Consider the following 16,825-nt stretch of genomic DNA (forward strand, 5'->3'; position numbering starts at 1 on the left):
TCTTGCGCCCCGAAGATAGTTCCATTATTCGTGAATTATGGAAACGAAAGATGCCCTCGATTGTTTTACCGCCCTCGGCCAGCCGCTGCGCCTGTCGGTGTTCCGTCTTCTGGTCCGGGCGGGCGCGGATGGCATGCCGGCGGGCCAGATCGCCGAGGCTTTGTCGGTGCGCGATAACACGCTGTCGGCCAATCTGTCGGTGCTGTCTGCGGCCGGGCTGATCGCGAAGCGCCGCGAGGGACGTTCGATCCGCTATTTCGCCGACCTGACCACCATGCGACATCTGGTCGATTACCTGCTCAGCGATTGCTGCGGCGGGAATCCGGATTTGTGCAGGCCCGCCGTCAACAACCTCATCAACCCGCCCCGACCCATTTCGCCATCGGAGGACAAGGTGCGCGACACGCCCTTCAACGTGCTGTTTCTGTGCACCGCCAATTCGGCCCGGTCGCTGATCGCCGAGGCGATCCTGAACGCCGATCCCTCGGGCCGGTTCCGTGCCTTTTCGGCCGGCTCGCACCCCTCGCGCCAGCCGAATCCGCGCACGCTGCAATTGCTGGAACGGCTGGACTACGATCTTGCCGGCATCCGGTCGAAAAGCTGGGACGAATTCGCCGGTCCCGACGCGCCGCGGATGGATTTCGTCTTCACCGTCTGCGACAACGCAGCCGGCGAGGTCTGCCCGGTCTGGCCAGGCCATCCCGTGACCGCGCATTGGGGCGTGCCCGACCCGGCCGCATTCACCGGAAACGCGGCCGAACAGGCCGCAGCCTTCAGCCGCACCCACCAGATGCTGGCCACAAGGCTGGCCGCCTTCATCAGCCTGCCGATCGAGTCGCTGGAACGCGCCTCGTTGCAGGCCCGCATCGACCAGATCGGCGCCCGTTCAGACCAGTTGCAGGCGGGGTGAGACAGCAATGACCGATATCTCCGCATCCCATGCCGGCGGACTGGGCGGGTTCGAACGTTGGCTCAGCCTGTGGGTTCTGGCCGCCATGATCGGCGGCATCGGCCTGGGCGTGATCGCGCCCGGTCTCGTGCAGGCCGTCGCCGGGGCCGAGATCGCCTCGATCAACCTCGTCGTTGCCGTGCTGATCTGGGCGATGGTCTATCCGATGATGATCGGAGTCGATTTCGGCGCGGTCTCGGGCATCGCCCGTCAGCCGCGCGGCCTGCTGGTGACGCTTGTGGTCAACTGGCTGATCAAGCCCTTCACCATGGCCCTGCTGGCGGTGCTGTTCTTCGATCATGTCTTCGCGGCGTGGATCGCGCCGGCCGATGCATCGCAATATATCGCCGGGCTGATCCTGCTGGGCGCCGCCCCCTGCACCGCGATGGTGTTCGTCTGGTCGCAACTGACCCGCGGGGACGAGACCTATACGCTGGTCCAGGTCTCGGTGAACGATCTCATCATGGTGGTGGCCTTCGCGCCCATCGTCGCCTTTCTGCTGGGCGTGACCGAGGTCGAGGTGCCCTGGCAGACGCTTGTTCTGGCGACGGTGCTCTATATCGTGCTGCCGCTGATCGCGGGCCAGATCACCCGCCACGCGATGCGCGGCGCCACCGCCGCCTTTACCGCCCGGATCAAGCCGTTCTCGGTGATCGGGCTGCTGGCCACGGTGGCCATCCTGTTCGCGTTGCAGGGACAGGTCATCCTGGACCGGCCGGTCGTGATCGCCATGATCGCGGTGCCGATCCTGATCCAGAGCTATGGCATCTTTGCCCTCAGCTACGCCGCGGCCCATGCGCTTGGTGTGCCGCACCGGATCGCTGCGCCCTGCGCGCTGATCGGAACCTCGAATTTCTTCGAACTGGCCGTCGCGGTCGCGATCAGCCTGTTCGGCCTGAACTCGGGCGCGGCGCTGGCCACGGTGGTCGGCGTGCTGGTCGAGGTGCCGGTGATGCTGACGCTGGTGGCCTTTGCCAACCGGACCCGCGACCGTTTTCCCGAGGCCCGCGCATGATCGTCATCCACCACAATCCCGATTGCGGCACCTCGCGCAACGTTCTGGCCATCATCCGCGCCTCGGGTGCCGACCCGGTCGTGATCGACTATCTGCGCGAAGGCTGGACCCGCCCGCACCTGCTGACGCTGTTCGCCGCCGCAGGCCTGACGCCCCGACAGGCGCTACGGATCACCGGAACCCCGGCGGCCGAACTGGGCCTGCTGGATGATACCGTCGAGGATGCCGCGATTCTGGAGGCGATGCTGGCCCATCCGGTGCTGGTCAACCGGCCCATCGTCGCCTCGGCCCGTGGCGTGCGCCTGTGCCGGCCCTCGGAAACCGTCCTGCCGCTGCTGGATCGCGTGCCGTCTGGCCCGATCTTCAAGGAAGATGGCCAGATGATCATGAACGGAAAAGGAGAAATCCTTGGCTGACCTGCCGAATATCCGCCGCGATTGCCTGCCGTCCCCTGACCCCGATGCGCTGTTTCCGTCCGCGCGCAGCACTCATGGTGCGCGCATCCTTCTGCTTTACGGATCGCTGCGCGAGCGCAGCTTTTCGCGGCTTGCCGCCGAGGAATCCGCCCGTGTCCTGAACGCCCTGGGCGCCGAGACGCGGATCTTTGATCCTCGCGGCCTGCCGCTGGCCGATGCGACCGGGGCCGACGACGCCAAGGTCGCGGAGTTGCGCGATCTGGTTCGGTGGTGCGAAGGCATGGTCTGGTCCTCGCCCGAACGCCACGGCGCCATGTCGGGCTTGATGAAGACCCAGATCGACTGGATCCCCTTGTCGCTGGGCGGCGTGCGGCCCACCCAGGGCAAGACGCTGGCGGTGATGCAGGTCTGCGGCGGCAGCCAAAGTTTCAACACCGTCAACCAGTTGCGCATCCTGGGCCGGTGGATGCGGCTTCTGACCATCCCCAATCAATCCTCGGTCGCCAAGGCCTGGGACGAATTCGACGATCAGGGTCGCATGAAGCCCTCGCCCTATTACGACCGCATCGTGGACGTGATGGAGGAATTGATGCGGTTCACCCTGCTGACCCGCGACATCCGCGACCATCTGGTGGACCGCTATTCCGAACGTGTCGAAAGCCGCGCGGCCCTGTCGGCCCGCGTCAACCAGACGAAAGCCGTCTGAGCCCGGCCTTTTCCAGCGCCCGACACAATGCTAAGGCAAGGGCCAGGAAGCCACGCGAAGGCATGACGATGGACGATCTGACCCCTCTGCGCCAGCAATGGCTGGACCGCATCAAGGACGCCGCCGACCCGGCCTCGATCGAGGAGGTGCGGCTCAAGGCGCTTGGCAAGAAGGGCGAGATCAGCCTGAAGATGCGCGAACTGGGCCGGATGAGCCCCGAGGAACGTCAGACCACCGGACGCGCCCTGAACGAATTGCGCGACGAGATCGACACCGCGCTGCGCGCCCGCCGAGCCAGCCTGGAGGATGCCGCGCTGGAGACACGCCTCGCCGGCGAATGGCTGGACGTGACGCTGCCCGGCCGGCCGCGCCCGGCGGGCACCATCCATCCGGTCAGCCAGGTCACCGACGAAGTTACCGCGATCTTCGCGGATATGGGATTCGCCGTCGCCGAAGGCCCGCAGGTCGAAACCGACTGGTACAATTTCGACGCGCTGAACATCGCCCCCGAACATCCCGCGCGGCAGGAACACGACACGTTCTTCATGCACCGCGCGCCCGGCGACGATCGCCCGCCGCATGTCCTGCGCACGCATACTTCTCCGGTCCAGATCCGCGCCCTGCAGGAACACGGCGCGCCGATCCGCGTGATCGCGCCGGGCCGCGTCTACCGGATGGACATGGACCAGACCCATACCCCGATGTTTCATCAGATCGAGGGGCTGGCCATCGACCGCGACATTTCCATGGCGCAACTGAAATGGGTGCTGGAACAATTCTTCTCGGCCTATTTCGGGACACCGGTGAAGACCCGTTTCCGCGCCAGCCATTTCCCCTTCACCGAACCCTCGGCCGAGGTCGATATCCAGTGCTCCTGGGAAGGCGGCACGCTGAAAGTGGGACAGGGCGACGGCTGGCTGGAAGTGCTGGGTTCGGGCATGGTCCATCCGCATGTGCTGCGTTCGGCCGGGATCGACGCCGATCGCTGGCAGGGCTTTGCCTTCGGCATGGGCATCGACCGTCTCGCGATGCTGAAATACGGCATTCCCGACCTGCGCGCCTTCTTTGAAAGCGACCTGCGCTGGCTGCGCCATTTCGGCTTTGCGCCGGGCGACATCCCCTCGGTCGCGGGCGGCCTGAACCGTTGAGCTTCTGGCGCGGCATCTTCCGGCACCACCGTCGCGAGGCGACCCCCGCCGCGCGCCGCCTTTATGCGCAATTCGAGATCGCCCATACCGTCGTCGATTTCGCGGCGGCCCTGTGCTTCATCATCGGATCGATGATGTTCTTTTCCGCCAGCCTTCAAACCCCGGCGACCTGGTTCTTCACCATCGGTTCGGTCTTCTTCGCGATGAAGCCGACATTGCGGCTGTGGCGTGAAATCAAGCTTTACCGGATGGGCGAGACGAAGACTCTGGCGGACCGGTTGGGGTAGGTTCGGGACAAGCCTTGGCAGGTTGTCCCAATTGCCCCTTGGCGCCGCCAGCCTGTCTTGTGGACCGCATCGACACCGCCGCGGGCGGGCTCAGGCCTTGTCATCTTGCGGTGTCTCGGCCGCAACGCCGTAGCGGTTCCTGAATGAGGCTGCGGCCGCCAGGATATGCGCCTCCATCGTGCGGGCGGCCCATTCCGCCATGCCAAGGGCGATCGCCTCGGCAATGTCGTGGTGATGGCCTGCCGAGCGGACCCGCTGACCAAGGCTGTAACGTTGCAGGGTCAGGCTGACGAAAGCCACATCCACGGTGCTTTGAAGCAGCCTTTCGAGCCGCGGGGCGCAGGCGGCCTCGAGGATCAGCCGATGGAAAAACGCATTCTCTTCCTCGATCCGGCGAGCGATATCCGGATCGCTGCGCTTCGCCAGGGCGGCGACGTGACGTGACATGCGTTCGGCCGATTGCTTCACGGCCTCGCGCTGTTCCGCGCTGGCGCGTTCGGCGGCGCGCGCCGCGGCATAGGATTCCAGCCGCGCCCGGATATCGAAGATCTCCTGCATCTCGCCGGGCGTGGGCAGCACGCACCACAGGCCGCTGCCGCTGCGGCGTTGCAGCAAACCCTCGATCAGCAAGCGGCCGATCGCCGCGCGGACGGGCGTTCGCGACAAACCCAGCATGGATGCAAGCCCGGTCTCGGTCACCTTGCGATCGGTCGGCAGGCTGCCGCTCAGGATCGCGTCCCGCAACTGACGATAGGCTCGGTCGGTGGAGGTTGCGGATTTCGAATGTTCCATCGGGTCACGAATGCAAAAATTTCAGAAATTGTATCCATATTCTTAAGTTTCTTGCAAGCAAGACGGAATCTGGTTCAGAATGTATCCAGAGATGCGATCTTTGGGATTCAAGGGGGACAAAAGCCGCAATGAGCGAACCCGAAGGGCGAGAGTTCGGCCCCCTGCAGGGTCTGCGTGTGATCGAGATGGGACAATTGCTTGCCGGTCCCTTCGTCGGCACGCGCTGCGCCGATTTCGGAGCCGAGGTCATCAAGATCGAGCCGCCCGGCACCGGAGATCCCATCCGTAACTGGGGGCGCAACCAGTATCAGGGCAAGACGCTGTGGTGGCCGATCATGGCGCGCAACAAGCATTCGGTATCCGCCGATCTCCGCCATCCGCGTGGGCAGGCGCTGGTGCGCAAGCTGATCGAGACCGCGGATGTGCTGATCGAGAACTTCAAGCCCGGGACGCTGGAAAAATGGGACATGTCGCCCGAGCGCCTGCATCGCATCAATCCGGGGCTGGTGATCGTGCGGGTTTCGGGCTTCGGGCAGACAGGTCCCTATGCCTCGCGGCCCGGCTTTGCCTCGGTGGGCGAGGCGATGTCGGGATTGCGCTATATCAATGGCTATCCGGACATGCCGCCACCGCGTTTCGGAATCTCGCTCGGTGATACGCTGACGGCGCTGTTCGCTTTTGAGGGCATGATGATGGCGCTGTTCCGTCGCGATCGAAACGGCGGGCAGGGCCAGGTGGTCGATGCGGCCATCACCGAAAGCTGCTTTGCGATGCTGGAAAGCTGCGTGACAGAATTTTCCAAGACCGGCCATGTTCGCAAGCCCTCGGGGTCGGGGCTGGCCAAGATCGCGCCGTCCAACATCTATCCGACCAGCGATGCGGGCTATGTCGTCATCGCGGCCAATGTGGACGCGATGTTCCGCCGGCTGACCCGGGCGATGGATCGTCCGGAACTGGCAAGCGATCCGAAATACGCGACCCATATCGCGCGCGGCGACAACCAGCAGGAACTGGACGCGCTGATCGCCGAATGGTCCGGCGCGCTGACCATGGCCGAACTGACCCGGCGGCTGGATCGCTTCGACGTGGTGCATGGCCCGATCAATTCGATCGCCGAGGTGGTCGAGGATCCGCATTTCCGTGCGCGGGGCATGGTTCGCGACATCGAGGATGACGAGTTCGGCAGCATCACCGTGCCGGGTGTCTTTCCCGTCCTGTCCGATACTCCGGGCGATATCGCATGGCTTGGCCCGCAGGAAATCGGCGCCAGCAACGCGCAGGTCTATGGTCGTCTGGGTCTGTCGGAAAGCCAGCTGGACGAGCTTCGCGCCGAGGGGGTGATCTGATGCTGACCCTGTGCGAGGTGGGACCGCGCGACGGATTGCAGAACCTCGACCGGATATTTTCGGTCGAGGAGCGGATCGAGATGATCACCGGGCTTGCCGATGCCGGCGCGCGGCATGTCGAGGCGGTCAGCATGGTCCATCCCGCCCGCGTCCCGCAGATGGCCGGCGCCGAAGAGGTTCTGGCGGGCCTGCCCCCCTTGCCGGATGTGCGATTGGCGGCGCTTGTCCTGAACCTGAAGGGGACGGAACGTGCCATCGCGACCCGCGCGACCGAATTGCGCTTTGCCGTCGTCGCCTCGGACACGTTCTGCCGCCGCAACCAGGGAATGTCGGCGGAAGACAGCGTTGCCGAATTCAGCCGCGCCGCGGCCGTCGCCAGCGAGGCCGGGCGCGATGTGACAGCCGTCATCGCCACCGCCTACGGTTGCCCCTTCGAGGGCGAGATATCCGAGGCCCGCGTTGCCGCCATGGCAAAGGCCGTGATCGCGGCCGGCGCAGGGCAGGTGGTGCTGGCCGACACGATCGGCGTCGCCGCCCCGGCGGATATCCGACGGGTCCATCGCGCGATGGCTCCGGTTCTGGGCGGCACGGGCTGGGGCGTGCATCTGCACAATACCCGCGGGACCGGTATGGCGAACCTGATCGCGGCGATCGAACTGGGCGCCGAGGTTGCAGACACATCCATCGGCGGCCTGGGCGGCTGTCCCTTCGCGCCGCGCGCAACCGGCAATATCGCGACCGAGGATGCGAATTATCTGCTGACGCGGCAAGGCATGGCGACGGGTCTGTCGCATGACCGGCTGGCCGCGCAGATCGACTGGCTGGATCAGCGTGTTCCGGGGCGCGTGACCGGGCAGATGTCTCGCGCCGGCTGGTTCGGCGCCGCCGAGGGCGCCGCATGATCGAACCGCTGATCGTTCTGGTCACCCTTCTGGCGTTGATCGCCATCGGCGCCCCGATCTTTCTGGCTCTTGGTGCGGCCGGGATGATCGGACTCTATATGGCGCGCGGGTCGATGGCGCTGTTCTTCGGGCCCAGTTCGCTTTTCGCGCAGCTGAACAGCTTTGAACTGCTGGCTCTGCCGCTGTTCGTGCTGATGGGAAATTTCCTGTCGGCAACGCCGGTCGGGGCCAATCTCTACCGTGCGGCGGCGCTGTGGTTCAACCGCCTTCGCGGCGGACTGGCGATCGCGACCGTCGGCGCCTCGACGGTGTTCGGCGCGGTCTCGGGGGTCTCGATCGCAGGGGTCGCGGCCATTGGATCGATCGCCGTTCCGGAAATGCTTGCGCGCGGCTATTCGCATCGGCTTGCGGCCGGGGCGGTCGTCAGTTCGGGCGCGCTTGCCATGCTGATCCCGCCCAGTGTCCCGCTGATCATCTATGGCGCCGTCTCCGGCGTCTCGGTCGCGGATCTTTTCATTGGCGGGATCGTGCCGGGGGTGATCCTGGCGATGGCCCTGGCGGGATATATCTGGATCCGCGCCAGTTTGAATCCGTCCGAGGCGCCGCGGGAAACCGAAGCCACGCACTGGGGGGCACGCCTGCGTTCGCTTGGCGGCTTGTGGCACGCGGCTTTGCTGGTGCTTCTGGTTCTGGGCGTCATCTATTCCGGCGTCGCCACGCCAAGCGAGGCGGGCGCCTTTGGCGCCCTGGGCGCGCTGGCGCTGGCGGCGCTGGTGTTTCGCAGCCTGACATGGATGCGTTTCTGGCAGATCATCGCGTCGAGCGCGCGGATCTCGGGGGCGATCCTGCTGATCATGGGCAGCGCGCGGATCTTTGGCGATTACCTCAACCTGATCCGGCTGCCCGATACGGTATCGCAGGCCCTGACCCAGACCCAGCTTCCGACTTTCGCCATCCTGATGGTGGTGATGATCGCCCTGTTGTTCCTGGGCATGCTGATCGACGCGGTTTCGCTGATCGTGGTGACGACGCCGATCTTGCTGCCGCTGATCACGGCCCTGGGCTATGATCCGCTGTGGTTCGGGATCATCCTGGTCATGAATCTCGAGATGGCGGTGATCACGCCGCCCGTGGGGCTGAACCTCTATACGCTGAAGGCCGTCGCCCCGGTCCTGGCCATCGAGGATATCATCCGCAGCGTGCTGCCCTTCGTGATCCTGCAATTCCTGGTGCTGGCGATGTTCGTGCTGGTGCCTGAAATGGCGCTGTGGCTGCCGGGCCTGATGCCCTGAGCCCCGCCTGACGATAGACAAAAAGAGGGAGGAGAAGACATGACGACCAGAAGACAGATCCTTGGCGCCACCGCCGCTCTTGGCGGGCTGTCCCTTGCGGGGCTGCCGCGGCGGGCCTTTGCCGCCGAGACGCTGACCGGGGTCAGCTACCTGCCGCCATCCTATGCCGATCTGGCATATGGTTCGCAGGGGTTGGTTGACCGGGTGAACAAGGCGGGAGAAGGCGTCGTCGCGCTGGATTATTATGACAGCGGCCGCCTGGTCGCGGCGGATGAACAACTGCCGGCGCTGCGGGCTGGCACGATCGACTTCATGTTTCACACCTCATCCTATGTCACGCGGTCGCTGCCCATCCTTGGGGTCCTGGGCCTGCCCGGCGTGGTCGGCCCCCTTTATGAGAACCCCGACCGGTTGCGCCGCGGCGCGCCCCTGTTCGAACTGATCGCGGCAGAGCTGGAAAAACAGGGGCTGCGCTGCCTGTCGCTTGGCGGTGGAATCATGGAACCGGAATATATCTGGAGCATCGAAAGCGCGCCCATCACCAACCTCTCCCAGATCGACGGCAAGAAGATCCGGCTCGTGTCCTTCGAGGCCTCGGCTGCGTTGGAACATTTCGGCGCCGCCCCGGTGCGCATTCCCTCGTCCGAACTGTATCTCGCGCTGGAACGCGGGACGGTCGATGCGGCCGTGGCCAACATCTCGACCATCAACGGACGCTCGATCCAGGAACAGGTGGATTATGCCTATCGGATGCCGGTGACAGGCTTTGCGATCGGCGTCTTCACGACCACGCGCCGCTGGGACGCGATGCCCGAGAATGTCCGCGCCGCCTTCATGGAGGGGGTCGAATGGTTCGATCAGGAAAGCGCCCGCGCAGCGAACGAGGATTATTTCCGCGATCAATACTGGCCCGCCTTCAAGGAGGCCGGGATCGAAGTCATCGAGCCGGCCGACGACGAGATCGCCGAATTCGACAAGATCAACGTCGACGTGCGTCAGGTCTGGCTTGACGAGGTCGGTCCTGACGTGGGTCAGCGTGCCATCGCGCTGGCCCTTGGCGAAGAAGCATAACGCCGATGCGCGCCGTCGACCGTGCGATGGGTTGGCTGACCTGGATCTTGCAGGCCGGCGGCGCGCTGGTGCTGGTCTTCATGATGATCACCATCGGCTATGACGCGCTGACGCGGCACTTCTTTGCCCGCGCCACCAGTTGGAGCATGGAGATCAACTCGTTTCTCATGGTGTATCTGGCGCTGGTCACCGCAGCCGACACGCTTCGACGAGGCGAACAGATCGGCATCGGCTTTCTGGCCGAACGCGGCAATCCGGCGTTGCAGCACCTTCTGCGGGTCGTGATCGCGGTCGTGGGCGCGGGTTTCTCGTTCACGATCGCCTGGCGAGGCTGGCTGATGGCGCGCGACGCCTTCGCCTATGGCGAGCGCGTCAGCAGCGCGTTCGGCACGCCCATGTGGATACCCTATGGGTTGATGCCGGTCGGCTTTGCCGTGCTGGGCCTGCAATTCGTGCTGATGGTCTTCGCGCGCCGCAAGGACATTGTGCGATCCGATTACGGTTAAGCCTTGTTCCACATCGGACGGTTGCGCCGAGAAGAATGGCCGAGAGGACGCAGCCTCAGACAGCGCGGGTCAGACCGCCATCGAGGCGCAGGTTCTGGCCGGTCATGTAGCTGCCCTCGTCGGAGGCGAGCCAGGAGATCAGCGACGAGACTTCGGCGGCCCGGCCATAGCGGCCCATGGGAATGCGCACGCGCCGGTCCTCGGTTTCGGGCAGGCTGTCGATAAAGCCGGGCAGGACGTTGTTCATGCGGATGTTGTCGGCCGCGTATCGGTCGGCAAAGAGCTTGGCAAAGGCAGCGAGGCCCGCGCGAAACACGCCCGAGGTGGGAAATAGCGGATCGGGTTCGAAGGCTGCGAAGGTCGAGATGTTGATGATCGCGCCGCCGCCCTGCTTTTGCATGATCGGCGTCACCAGCCGGGCGGGGCGGATCGCGTTCAGCAGGTAGACCTCCATCCCCTCGTGCCAGCCGTCGTCTGAGATCTCGAGCACGGGACCCTTCGGACCGTGACCGGCGGAATTGACCAGGACGTCGATCCGTCCCCAGCGGTCCATCACATTGCCGACCAGCGCGGTCACATCGGCAACCGATCGGTTCGAACCGGTCACGCCGACACCGCCGAGCTCCTCGGCCAGCGCCTCGCCCTTTCCGGAGGACGAGAGAATGCCGACCCGAAACCCGTCTTTGACCAGCCGCCGCGCAGCATCCGCGCCCATCCCGCTTCCACCGGCCGTAACCAGCGCGACCTTTTCTACTGTCATGACAGCCTCCTTGGTGCTTGCGATCCTGAATAGCCCGGATCGGCCGCAGAAGCGAACCAGAATTGACGCCGCCTGACAGTAGAAATACGACTGCCAGATGAACGATCTTCCTCCCATGAACGCGCTGCGCGCCTTCGAGGCCGCCGGACGGCACCTGAACTTCCGTGCCGCGGCAGGCGAACTGGGCGTGACCCAGGGCGCCGTCGCGCAACAGGTCCGAGGGCTTGAGGGCCATGTCGGCATGGCATTGTTCGCGCGTCTGCCCAAGGGACTGGCCTTCACGGCGGCCGGACGCGGCTATCACGCCCGGGTCGCCGAAGCTTTCGCCATCCTGCGCGAGGCATCCGCGGTGCTTCGGCCTCAGGCAGCGCGGGTGCTGATCAGCGTCACACCCACATTCGCCGCGAAATGGCTTATCCCGCACCTGCCGGACTTCACCGCGAAACATCCCGACATCGATCTGCGGATCCTCGCGACAGAAAAGCTGTCCAGTTTCCACGCCGACGGTATCGACTTGGCGGTCCGTCTCGGCGCCCCTCCATTCGGCGCCGCGCTCCGGGCGCATCTGCTGTTTCGGCAGAACATCGTCGCGGTCGCCTCACCGGGCCTGCTTGCCGGGCATTCCGGCCCGCTGGACCGGGCGGCGCTTGCCGTGATACCCAAGCTGCATGACGCGCATGATCTCTGGCCCGGCTTTCTGCGGCTGTGTGGCGTTGCGCACAGCCAGGGGCGCGACATTCGCCTCAGCCAGACAACTCTGGCCATAGACGCGGCGCTGGCGGGACAGGGCGCGGCCCTGGCCAGCCGGTTTCTTGTCGCGGCCGATCTGAAGGCCGGGCGGCTGGTGCAGGTCGTTGCGCAAGAACTCAGCGGGCAGGGGGATTTCTTCCTCCTTGCGCGCCGCGGAACGAACCGGTCGGACGCCGTCGAGACCACCTGTCGATGGCTGATCGAGGCGTCGGAACCATGACCTGCGCGGGCGAGACGGTTTCTTGAAAGCGGTGTAAATTATCTGGACAAGGGCTTGATCTCGAACGGTGTATCGATCCCGATGCCGACCGTCTGATTGCACATGCGCCCCGATCAAGCCGATCCATGTCCGCAGCGCCGATATTCCGACCGTCAAGCCACCGCCGCGGCATCTGATCAGACTTGCACAAGTGGAAAAGCCGGCGCATCCGCGTTGTCCGCCAAGGCATCACGGATCCTTTGCGCGCGGGACATCGGGAAATGGCTGCCGTTCCTGAACACGTTTCGAACCATGTGCGTTGCGCCTGAGCCAGATTTCAGGCGCTTGCTTGAAGATATCCGAGAACTTCAGATTGCTGCCTGAAGGCATTTCGGCCACCGTTTAGTGGATGGTTGACGAACCTATCGAATCAAGTGTAGAGTGAACGCTAGACAGGAAACGGAGACAGGAGCCATGACCAGCGGGAGGGAGAAGTTCGGGGCGTTTATTCGCCGCGAGCGTGAGGCGCGGGAGATCGGCTTGCGCGAGATGGCCAAGAAGATCGGGGTGAGCCCGACGTATATGTCGAAGGTGGAGCGCGACGAGTTCACGCCGCCGACTGAGGACAAGGTTCGGTCGATCGCGCAGATTCTCGAATGCGATCCGGACGAATTGCTGGCGATGGCGGGGCGCGTGCCATCCGATCTCGCCGACATCATCAAGCGGCATCCTGTCGAAATGTCTGCGCTGCTGCGAACCGCCAACGGTCTGAGCGCCGAGGACCTGGCCCGGCTTTCTCGGGAGGCAGGAAAGGCCAAGGGCAAGTGAAGCCACCGGGGCATGGCCCCGCTGATGCAGATGAAGGATGACGGATGAGCCGATTTGTTCCCTATCTTGCCGAAGAGGCTATCGAGCGCGACGCCGCTTCCCTTATCGGAGAGTATGAGCGCGCTCGGGGCGTGACGATCGAGCCGCCCATCCCTGTTGAGGACATCGTGGAAAAGTACCTCAAGCTGCGGATTGATTTCGACGACATGCACGCGCGCCACAATGTTCCTCGCCCTCCGAACGGCCAGCCCGACATCCTCGGCGCGATCTACGGCGACGGAAGCATATTCATCGACGAAAGCCTCGATCCTGAGGAGAACCCCTCGCGGGAGGGCCGCTATCGCTTCACGCTGGCCCACGAGGGCGGCGGGCACTGGCGGCTGCATCAGCACCTGATCGTGCAGGACGCGGCGCAAACGTCCTTCCTTGATGCCGCGAGCGAACCCAAGTTCATCTGCCGGTCGCGCGAGGCAAAGGAGCGGGTGGAATGGCAGGCCGATTTCTATGCCTCCTGCCTGCTGATGCCGCGCAAGATGGTCTTTGCCGCGTGGAACGAGTTCTTTCCTGACCGGAAGCAGCGCGTCCTCCAACCAGAAACGCCAGTTGCGCACTCCTTCGTCGAGATTCCGCGCATCCATGCTTCCGTTGGCGATTTCGACATTTCTGAAACAGAAGACGAGGCGCTGGAACGCTTCTGCAAGCCGCTGGCCGAGCGTTTCGTCGTTTCCCCAATCGCCATGCGCATCCGGCTGGAAAAGCTTGGCTTGCTTCATCGTATGGTGCCGCTCCAGCGGCTTTTGTCCGGCAGGAAATCCGGCCCCTTTTTTGACGAGACTGTAAAGTGTAAAGTGGACAGGCGAAATACGGCACAGCGGCGCGGGAGGACGGGTTCGAGACCCGAGACTTCTATCTCGCCTGCTTCATGCGCTGCACCGGATACGAACTGCTCGATCTGCGCGCCGAGGGACGGCGCAAGGTGTTCGTCTTCCGGGACCGCCCGTCCCGGCGCGAGGACATGCTTTCGTTCTACGGCGACGGGGCGACGGTGCCGCCCCTCGCGTTTTTCACCACCATCAAGGACATGAAGGCGCTGCTGCACAATGCGTGAGAAAACTCCCCATCCCAACGACGGCCTGTCCAACGGCCCTCAACTGCGCCAGGCGCTCGACCAGATCGTTCTCGACGGTCTGCGCCACGGTCATTTCCGCTGCGCCATTTCCGGCCCAATCGGCAAGAACAATAAGCGCGACCTCGTGATCGAGGCGGGCAAGTCCCACAAGTTCACGATCCCCGAGGACGAGCTGCCGCGCTGACAAGGCGCGCGAACCGGCGATCCCTGCGATTGGGACGCCGAACATGCAAATGACGATGCGATCCTGCGTTATCGGTGAGAGTCCGAGGCCGGAGATCAGGGGCACGGAGCGGCGAGAAGCCATCCGTGAGATCTTCGGTGAAAGCAGCAAACGACAATCGCAATGACGAACTGATCGGCCGGACCCGCGAGGTCTGGCAACCGCGCCTCGGGCGCGATGTGACCCGCGACGAGGCGAAGCAGATCGCCGCCAGCCTGACCGGCTTCTTTGCCGTCCTGGCCGAGTGGTCGCGGGCCGATAAGCCGGCCTCGGCGAATGATAACGGTGACACGGCGGCCTCTGGCGATGAGGAGGTGCGCGATGACTGCTGAAACCATCGCCAGGGCGCTTGGCGGCCACAAGGTCGGACAAGGCTGGACGGCGCGCTGCCCGGCCCATGACGACCGCGAGCCCAGCCTCTCCATCCGTGATGCCGACGGCAGGGTGCTAATGCGCTGTCATGCCGGATGCGACCAGCGCGACGTGATCGCGGCCCTGAAAGCACGCGGATTGTGGGACGGCAAGGCGCATTCGTCCCTCCGGAAATCGCGTCACCGCAAGGTGTCGCCACCGCGACCCGATCCCGACCAGACGGAACGGAGTGCTGTCGCGCTTTCGATAGGGCAGTCCACGATTCCTGCCGACGGCACGCCGGTCGAGGCCTATCTCGCCTCGCGCGGCCTGACCTGTTCGCTGCCGCCATCGCTTCGTTTTCATCGCGGCCTGAAGCACCCCTCGGGCGGGATCTGGCCCTGCATGGTGGCGCTAGTGACGCGGGGCGCTGACGACCCGCCACTGGCCATCCACCGGACATTCCTAGCCCGCGAGGGCCATGGAAAGGCGGCCGTGGAACCCGCAAAGATGATGTTCGGCCCGTGCCGGGGCGGGGCGGTTCGCCTTCGCGAACCCGGCGAAGTCCTGATGATCGGCGAAGGCATCGAGACCTGTCTCGCGGCCATGCAGGCAACCGGACTTCCCGCATGGGCGGCGCTGTCCACTTCCGGGCTGCCGGCGCTCGACCTGCCCGGCGGCTTCCGCGACTTGATTATTCTGGCCGATGGCGACGATCCCGGCGAGGTCGCAGCCCGAGATTGCGCGCTGCGCTGGATGCGGGAGGGGCGGCGGGTGCGCATTGCCCGGCCTCCGCGTGGCATGGATTTCAACGACGTGCTGCTCGGCCGCGCGCCCGGCATCGAGGAGGGCGCACAATGAGCAACGAGATTGACGGTGAAGACCTGAACCCGATCCTCGACGCGATAGATGCGGCCGAGGACATCCCCGATCCGCTTGACGGTCTGGTCGAGAAATCCGCCGAAGATCCCGGCGCGGCATTCACGCCCGAGGTCCTGGAACGGCTGGTCGCCCTCAAGTCTGAGGATCGCGCGGCTTTCGAAGCCTGGCGCGCGAAGCTCAAGAAGGCCGGATGCCGTGTGACGGCGCTCGACGAGGCCATGGCCGAAGAAAGCGGGGATGGCGGGCGCGGCNNTTTCGACGGTCCGAAACGGCCCGTGTTCATCCGCGTCGGCGGTCTCGACGGACGGCTTTACCTCGATCTCGGAGACGAGGCCTGGCGGGCGGTGGAGATCAACGCCACCGGCTGGCGGATCATCGACAAGCCGCCGGTTCGCTTCCGCCGCGCTGCCGGCATGCAACCCCTGGCCGTCCCGATTACGGTCGGGTCGGTCGAGACGTTGCGTGGACCTGTCGCGGTTTGATGCCGCTCCTTTGATAGCATTTACTGCAACAAAGGAGACGAACTATGGGATTGAAACGGACGGACGAATTCCGCCAGGATGCGGTGCGTATTGCGCTGACCAGTGGGCTGACGCGCAAGCAGGTGGCTGATGATCTGGGCGTTGGAATGTCGACGCTGAACAAATGGATCACAGCGCATCGAGACACGAACGTGGTTTCACAAGAGGATTTGGACCTCGCCAAAGAGAATGAGCGGCTTCGACGTGAGATCCGGCTTCTCAGGGAGGAGAGGGAAATCCTAAAAAAGGCCACCCAGTTCTTCGCGGGCCTAAAGCAATGAGATTTAGGTTTGTCGAGGAACACAGGACCCATTTCCCAGCCAACCGTTTATGCAGTGTCGTTGGCGTCAGCACACGTGGCTTGCGGGCCTTCCGTAGCCGCCCTGCCAGTCGCGGACAACGATCTGATATGGTCACGCTTGCACACATCAAAGAACAGTCCCGCCTGAGCCTTGGTAGCTACGGCAGGCCGCGAATGACCGAAGAGTTGAAGGAGATCGGCCTGGACGTCGGTCATCGCCGTGCGGGCCGTTTGATGCGCCAGAACGGCATATCTGTCGTCAGAACCCGCAAACACAAGGTGACGACCGATAGCGATCACAAGTTCAATATCGCGCCGAACCTGCTGGATCGAGACTTCAACACTGATGCGCCCAACCAGAAGTGGGCCGGTGACATTAGCTATGTCTGGACCCGCGAAGGTTGGTTGTATCTGGCCGTAATCCTCGATCTGCATTCACGGCGTGTGATCG

Annotated in this window: 19 protein-coding genes and 2 pseudogenes; 19 read left to right on the forward strand and 2 right to left on the reverse strand. The window is 64.4% G+C overall.

Features of this window, described 5'->3' with window-relative positions; all coding sequences use genetic code 11:
• The first annotated feature begins 37 nt into the window (after nt 1-37).
• The 6 genes from B4L36_RS02960 to B4L36_RS02985 all read left to right on the forward strand — a co-directional run bounded on the left by B4L36_RS02960 (nt 38) and on the right by B4L36_RS02985 (nt 4,521).
• Complete coding sequence (locus tag B4L36_RS02960; protein ID WP_292952120.1) at nt 38-910, forward strand: metalloregulator ArsR/SmtB family transcription factor; 873 nt, start codon at nt 38-40, stop codon at nt 908-910.
• A gap of 7 nt (nt 911-917) precedes the next feature.
• A complete protein-coding gene (gene arsB, locus B4L36_RS02965) occupies nt 918-1,964 on the forward strand; it encodes an ACR3 family arsenite efflux transporter (protein ID WP_292952123.1) in 1,047 nt (348 codons plus the stop codon).
• A complete protein-coding gene (locus B4L36_RS02970; protein ID WP_292952126.1) occupies nt 1,961-2,380 on the forward strand; it encodes an arsenate reductase family protein in 420 nt (139 codons plus the stop codon). The genes arsB and B4L36_RS02970 overlap by 4 nt, the downstream gene beginning before the upstream one ends.
• Entirely contained in the window at nt 2,373-3,086 is a 714-nt protein-coding gene (gene arsH / locus B4L36_RS02975) for an arsenical resistance protein ArsH (RefSeq protein WP_414692131.1), read from the forward strand. The genes B4L36_RS02970 and arsH overlap by 8 nt, the downstream gene beginning before the upstream one ends.
• A gap of 68 nt (nt 3,087-3,154) precedes the next feature.
• The gene (gene pheS / locus B4L36_RS02980) at nt 3,155-4,234 is read left to right on the forward strand and encodes a phenylalanine--tRNA ligase subunit alpha (RefSeq protein WP_292952129.1); all 1,080 of its coding nucleotides are present in this window, start codon (nt 3,155-3,157) and stop codon (nt 4,232-4,234) included.
• Nucleotides 4,231-4,521, forward strand: a complete 291-nt coding sequence (locus B4L36_RS02985; protein ID WP_292952132.1) for a YrhK family protein — start codon at nt 4,231-4,233, stop codon at nt 4,519-4,521. The genes pheS and B4L36_RS02985 overlap by 4 nt, the downstream gene beginning before the upstream one ends.
• Nucleotides 4,522-4,611: 90 nt before the next feature.
• Here the strand turns inward: B4L36_RS02985 and B4L36_RS02990 are convergent, their stop codons facing one another.
• Entirely contained in the window at nt 4,612-5,313 is a 702-nt protein-coding gene (locus tag B4L36_RS02990; protein WP_292952135.1) for a GntR family transcriptional regulator, read from the reverse strand.
• A gap of 128 nt (nt 5,314-5,441) precedes the next feature.
• Between B4L36_RS02990 and B4L36_RS02995 the strand changes: the two genes are divergently transcribed.
• The 5 genes from B4L36_RS02995 to B4L36_RS03015 are packed head-to-tail and all read left to right on the forward strand — an operon-like array spanning nt 5,442 to nt 10,430.
• Complete coding sequence (locus tag B4L36_RS02995; protein ID WP_292952138.1) at nt 5,442-6,659, forward strand: CaiB/BaiF CoA transferase family protein; 1,218 nt, start codon at nt 5,442-5,444, stop codon at nt 6,657-6,659.
• Entirely contained in the window at nt 6,659-7,561 is a 903-nt protein-coding gene (locus B4L36_RS03000) for a hydroxymethylglutaryl-CoA lyase (protein WP_292952141.1), read from the forward strand. The genes B4L36_RS02995 and B4L36_RS03000 overlap by 1 nt, the downstream gene beginning before the upstream one ends.
• Nucleotides 7,558-8,853, forward strand: coding sequence for a TRAP transporter large permease (locus B4L36_RS03005; protein ID WP_292952144.1), 1,296 nt, complete (start codon nt 7,558-7,560; stop codon nt 8,851-8,853). Before B4L36_RS03000 ends, B4L36_RS03005 begins: the two co-directional genes overlap by 4 nt.
• Before the next feature lie 39 nt (nt 8,854-8,892).
• Nucleotides 8,893-9,924 carry a TRAP transporter substrate-binding protein gene (locus B4L36_RS03010; RefSeq protein WP_292952147.1) on the forward strand — a complete coding sequence of 344 codons (1,032 nt, stop codon included), beginning with the start codon at nt 8,893-8,895 and terminating at the stop codon, nt 9,922-9,924.
• 5 nt (nt 9,925-9,929) lie between these two features.
• Nucleotides 9,930-10,430, forward strand: a complete 501-nt coding sequence (locus B4L36_RS03015; protein ID WP_292952150.1) for a TRAP transporter small permease — start codon at nt 9,930-9,932, stop codon at nt 10,428-10,430.
• A 55-nt stretch (nt 10,431-10,485) separates the two neighbouring features.
• On the opposite strand, the gene B4L36_RS03020 is transcribed toward B4L36_RS03015, so the two are convergent.
• Nucleotides 10,486-11,190, reverse strand: coding sequence for an SDR family oxidoreductase (locus B4L36_RS03020; RefSeq protein WP_292952153.1), 705 nt, complete (start codon nt 11,188-11,190; stop codon nt 10,486-10,488).
• 97 nt (nt 11,191-11,287) lie between these two features.
• Between B4L36_RS03020 and B4L36_RS03025 the strand changes: the two genes are divergently transcribed.
• From B4L36_RS03025 to B4L36_RS03055, 8 genes and pseudogenes are all read left to right on the forward strand, one after another.
• Entirely contained in the window at nt 11,288-12,160 is an 873-nt protein-coding gene (locus tag B4L36_RS03025) for a LysR substrate-binding domain-containing protein (protein WP_292952156.1), read from the forward strand.
• 453 nt (nt 12,161-12,613) lie between these two features.
• Nucleotides 12,614-12,967, forward strand: coding sequence for a helix-turn-helix domain-containing protein (locus tag B4L36_RS03030; protein ID WP_289594942.1), 354 nt, complete (start codon nt 12,614-12,616; stop codon nt 12,965-12,967).
• A gap of 206 nt (nt 12,968-13,173) precedes the next feature.
• Nucleotides 13,174-13,530: pseudogene (locus B4L36_RS16165) on the forward strand (ImmA/IrrE family metallo-endopeptidase); the annotation flags it as partial.
• Between the two features lie 359 nt (nt 13,531-13,889).
• Nucleotides 13,890-14,075, forward strand: a complete 186-nt coding sequence (locus B4L36_RS16170) for a hypothetical protein (RefSeq protein WP_366522637.1) — start codon at nt 13,890-13,892, stop codon at nt 14,073-14,075.
• Nucleotides 14,068-14,280, forward strand: coding sequence for a hypothetical protein (locus B4L36_RS03040; protein WP_292952171.1), 213 nt, complete (start codon nt 14,068-14,070; stop codon nt 14,278-14,280). The genes B4L36_RS16170 and B4L36_RS03040 overlap by 8 nt, the downstream gene beginning before the upstream one ends.
• Nucleotides 14,281-14,417: 137 nt before the next feature.
• Nucleotides 14,418-14,651: a hypothetical protein gene (locus B4L36_RS03045; protein WP_292952174.1), complete on the forward strand. Its 234-nt coding sequence runs from the start codon at nt 14,418-14,420 to the stop codon at nt 14,649-14,651.
• A 151-nt stretch (nt 14,652-14,802) separates the two neighbouring features.
• Nucleotides 14,803-15,531 carry a DUF7146 domain-containing protein gene (locus B4L36_RS03050; protein ID WP_292952177.1) on the forward strand — a complete coding sequence of 243 codons (729 nt, stop codon included), beginning with the start codon at nt 14,803-14,805 and terminating at the stop codon, nt 15,529-15,531.
• A 547-nt stretch (nt 15,532-16,078) separates the two neighbouring features.
• Nucleotides 16,079-16,825: pseudogene (locus B4L36_RS03055) on the forward strand (IS3 family transposase); the annotation flags it as partial.

The sequence above is a fragment of the Paracoccus sp. UBA889 genome, assembly GCA_002294185.1.
GTDB lineage: Bacteria > Pseudomonadota > Alphaproteobacteria > Rhodobacterales > Rhodobacteraceae > Paracoccus.

Coding starts and splice junctions, on each gene's coding strand:
- B4L36_RS02960 (WP_292952120.1), top strand. CDS start 38: ATGGAAACGAAAGATGCCCTCGATTGTTTTACCGCCCTCGGCCAGCCG.
- arsB (WP_292952123.1), top strand. CDS start 918: ATGACCGATATCTCCGCATCCCATGCCGGCGGACTGGGCGGGTTCGAA.
- B4L36_RS02970 (WP_292952126.1), top strand. CDS start 1,961: ATGATCGTCATCCACCACAATCCCGATTGCGGCACCTCGCGCAACGTT.
- pheS (WP_292952129.1), top strand. CDS start 3,155: ATGGACGATCTGACCCCTCTGCGCCAGCAATGGCTGGACCGCATCAAG.
- B4L36_RS02990 (WP_292952135.1), bottom strand. CDS start 5,313: ATGGAACATTCGAAATCCGCAACCTCCACCGACCGAGCCTATCGTCAG.
- B4L36_RS02995 (WP_292952138.1), top strand. CDS start 5,442: ATGAGCGAACCCGAAGGGCGAGAGTTCGGCCCCCTGCAGGGTCTGCGT.
- B4L36_RS03000 (WP_292952141.1), top strand. CDS start 6,659: ATGCTGACCCTGTGCGAGGTGGGACCGCGCGACGGATTGCAGAACCTC.
- B4L36_RS03005 (WP_292952144.1), top strand. CDS start 7,558: ATGATCGAACCGCTGATCGTTCTGGTCACCCTTCTGGCGTTGATCGCC.
- B4L36_RS03010 (WP_292952147.1), top strand. CDS start 8,893: ATGACGACCAGAAGACAGATCCTTGGCGCCACCGCCGCTCTTGGCGGG.
- B4L36_RS03015 (WP_292952150.1), top strand. CDS start 9,930: ATGCGCGCCGTCGACCGTGCGATGGGTTGGCTGACCTGGATCTTGCAG.
- B4L36_RS03020 (WP_292952153.1), bottom strand. CDS start 11,190: ATGACAGTAGAAAAGGTCGCGCTGGTTACGGCCGGTGGAAGCGGGATG.
- B4L36_RS03025 (WP_292952156.1), top strand. CDS start 11,288: ATGAACGATCTTCCTCCCATGAACGCGCTGCGCGCCTTCGAGGCCGCC.
- B4L36_RS03030 (WP_289594942.1), top strand. CDS start 12,614: ATGACCAGCGGGAGGGAGAAGTTCGGGGCGTTTATTCGCCGCGAGCGT.
- B4L36_RS16170 (WP_366522637.1), top strand. CDS start 13,890: ATGCGCTGCACCGGATACGAACTGCTCGATCTGCGCGCCGAGGGACGG.
- B4L36_RS03040 (WP_292952171.1), top strand. CDS start 14,068: ATGCGTGAGAAAACTCCCCATCCCAACGACGGCCTGTCCAACGGCCCT.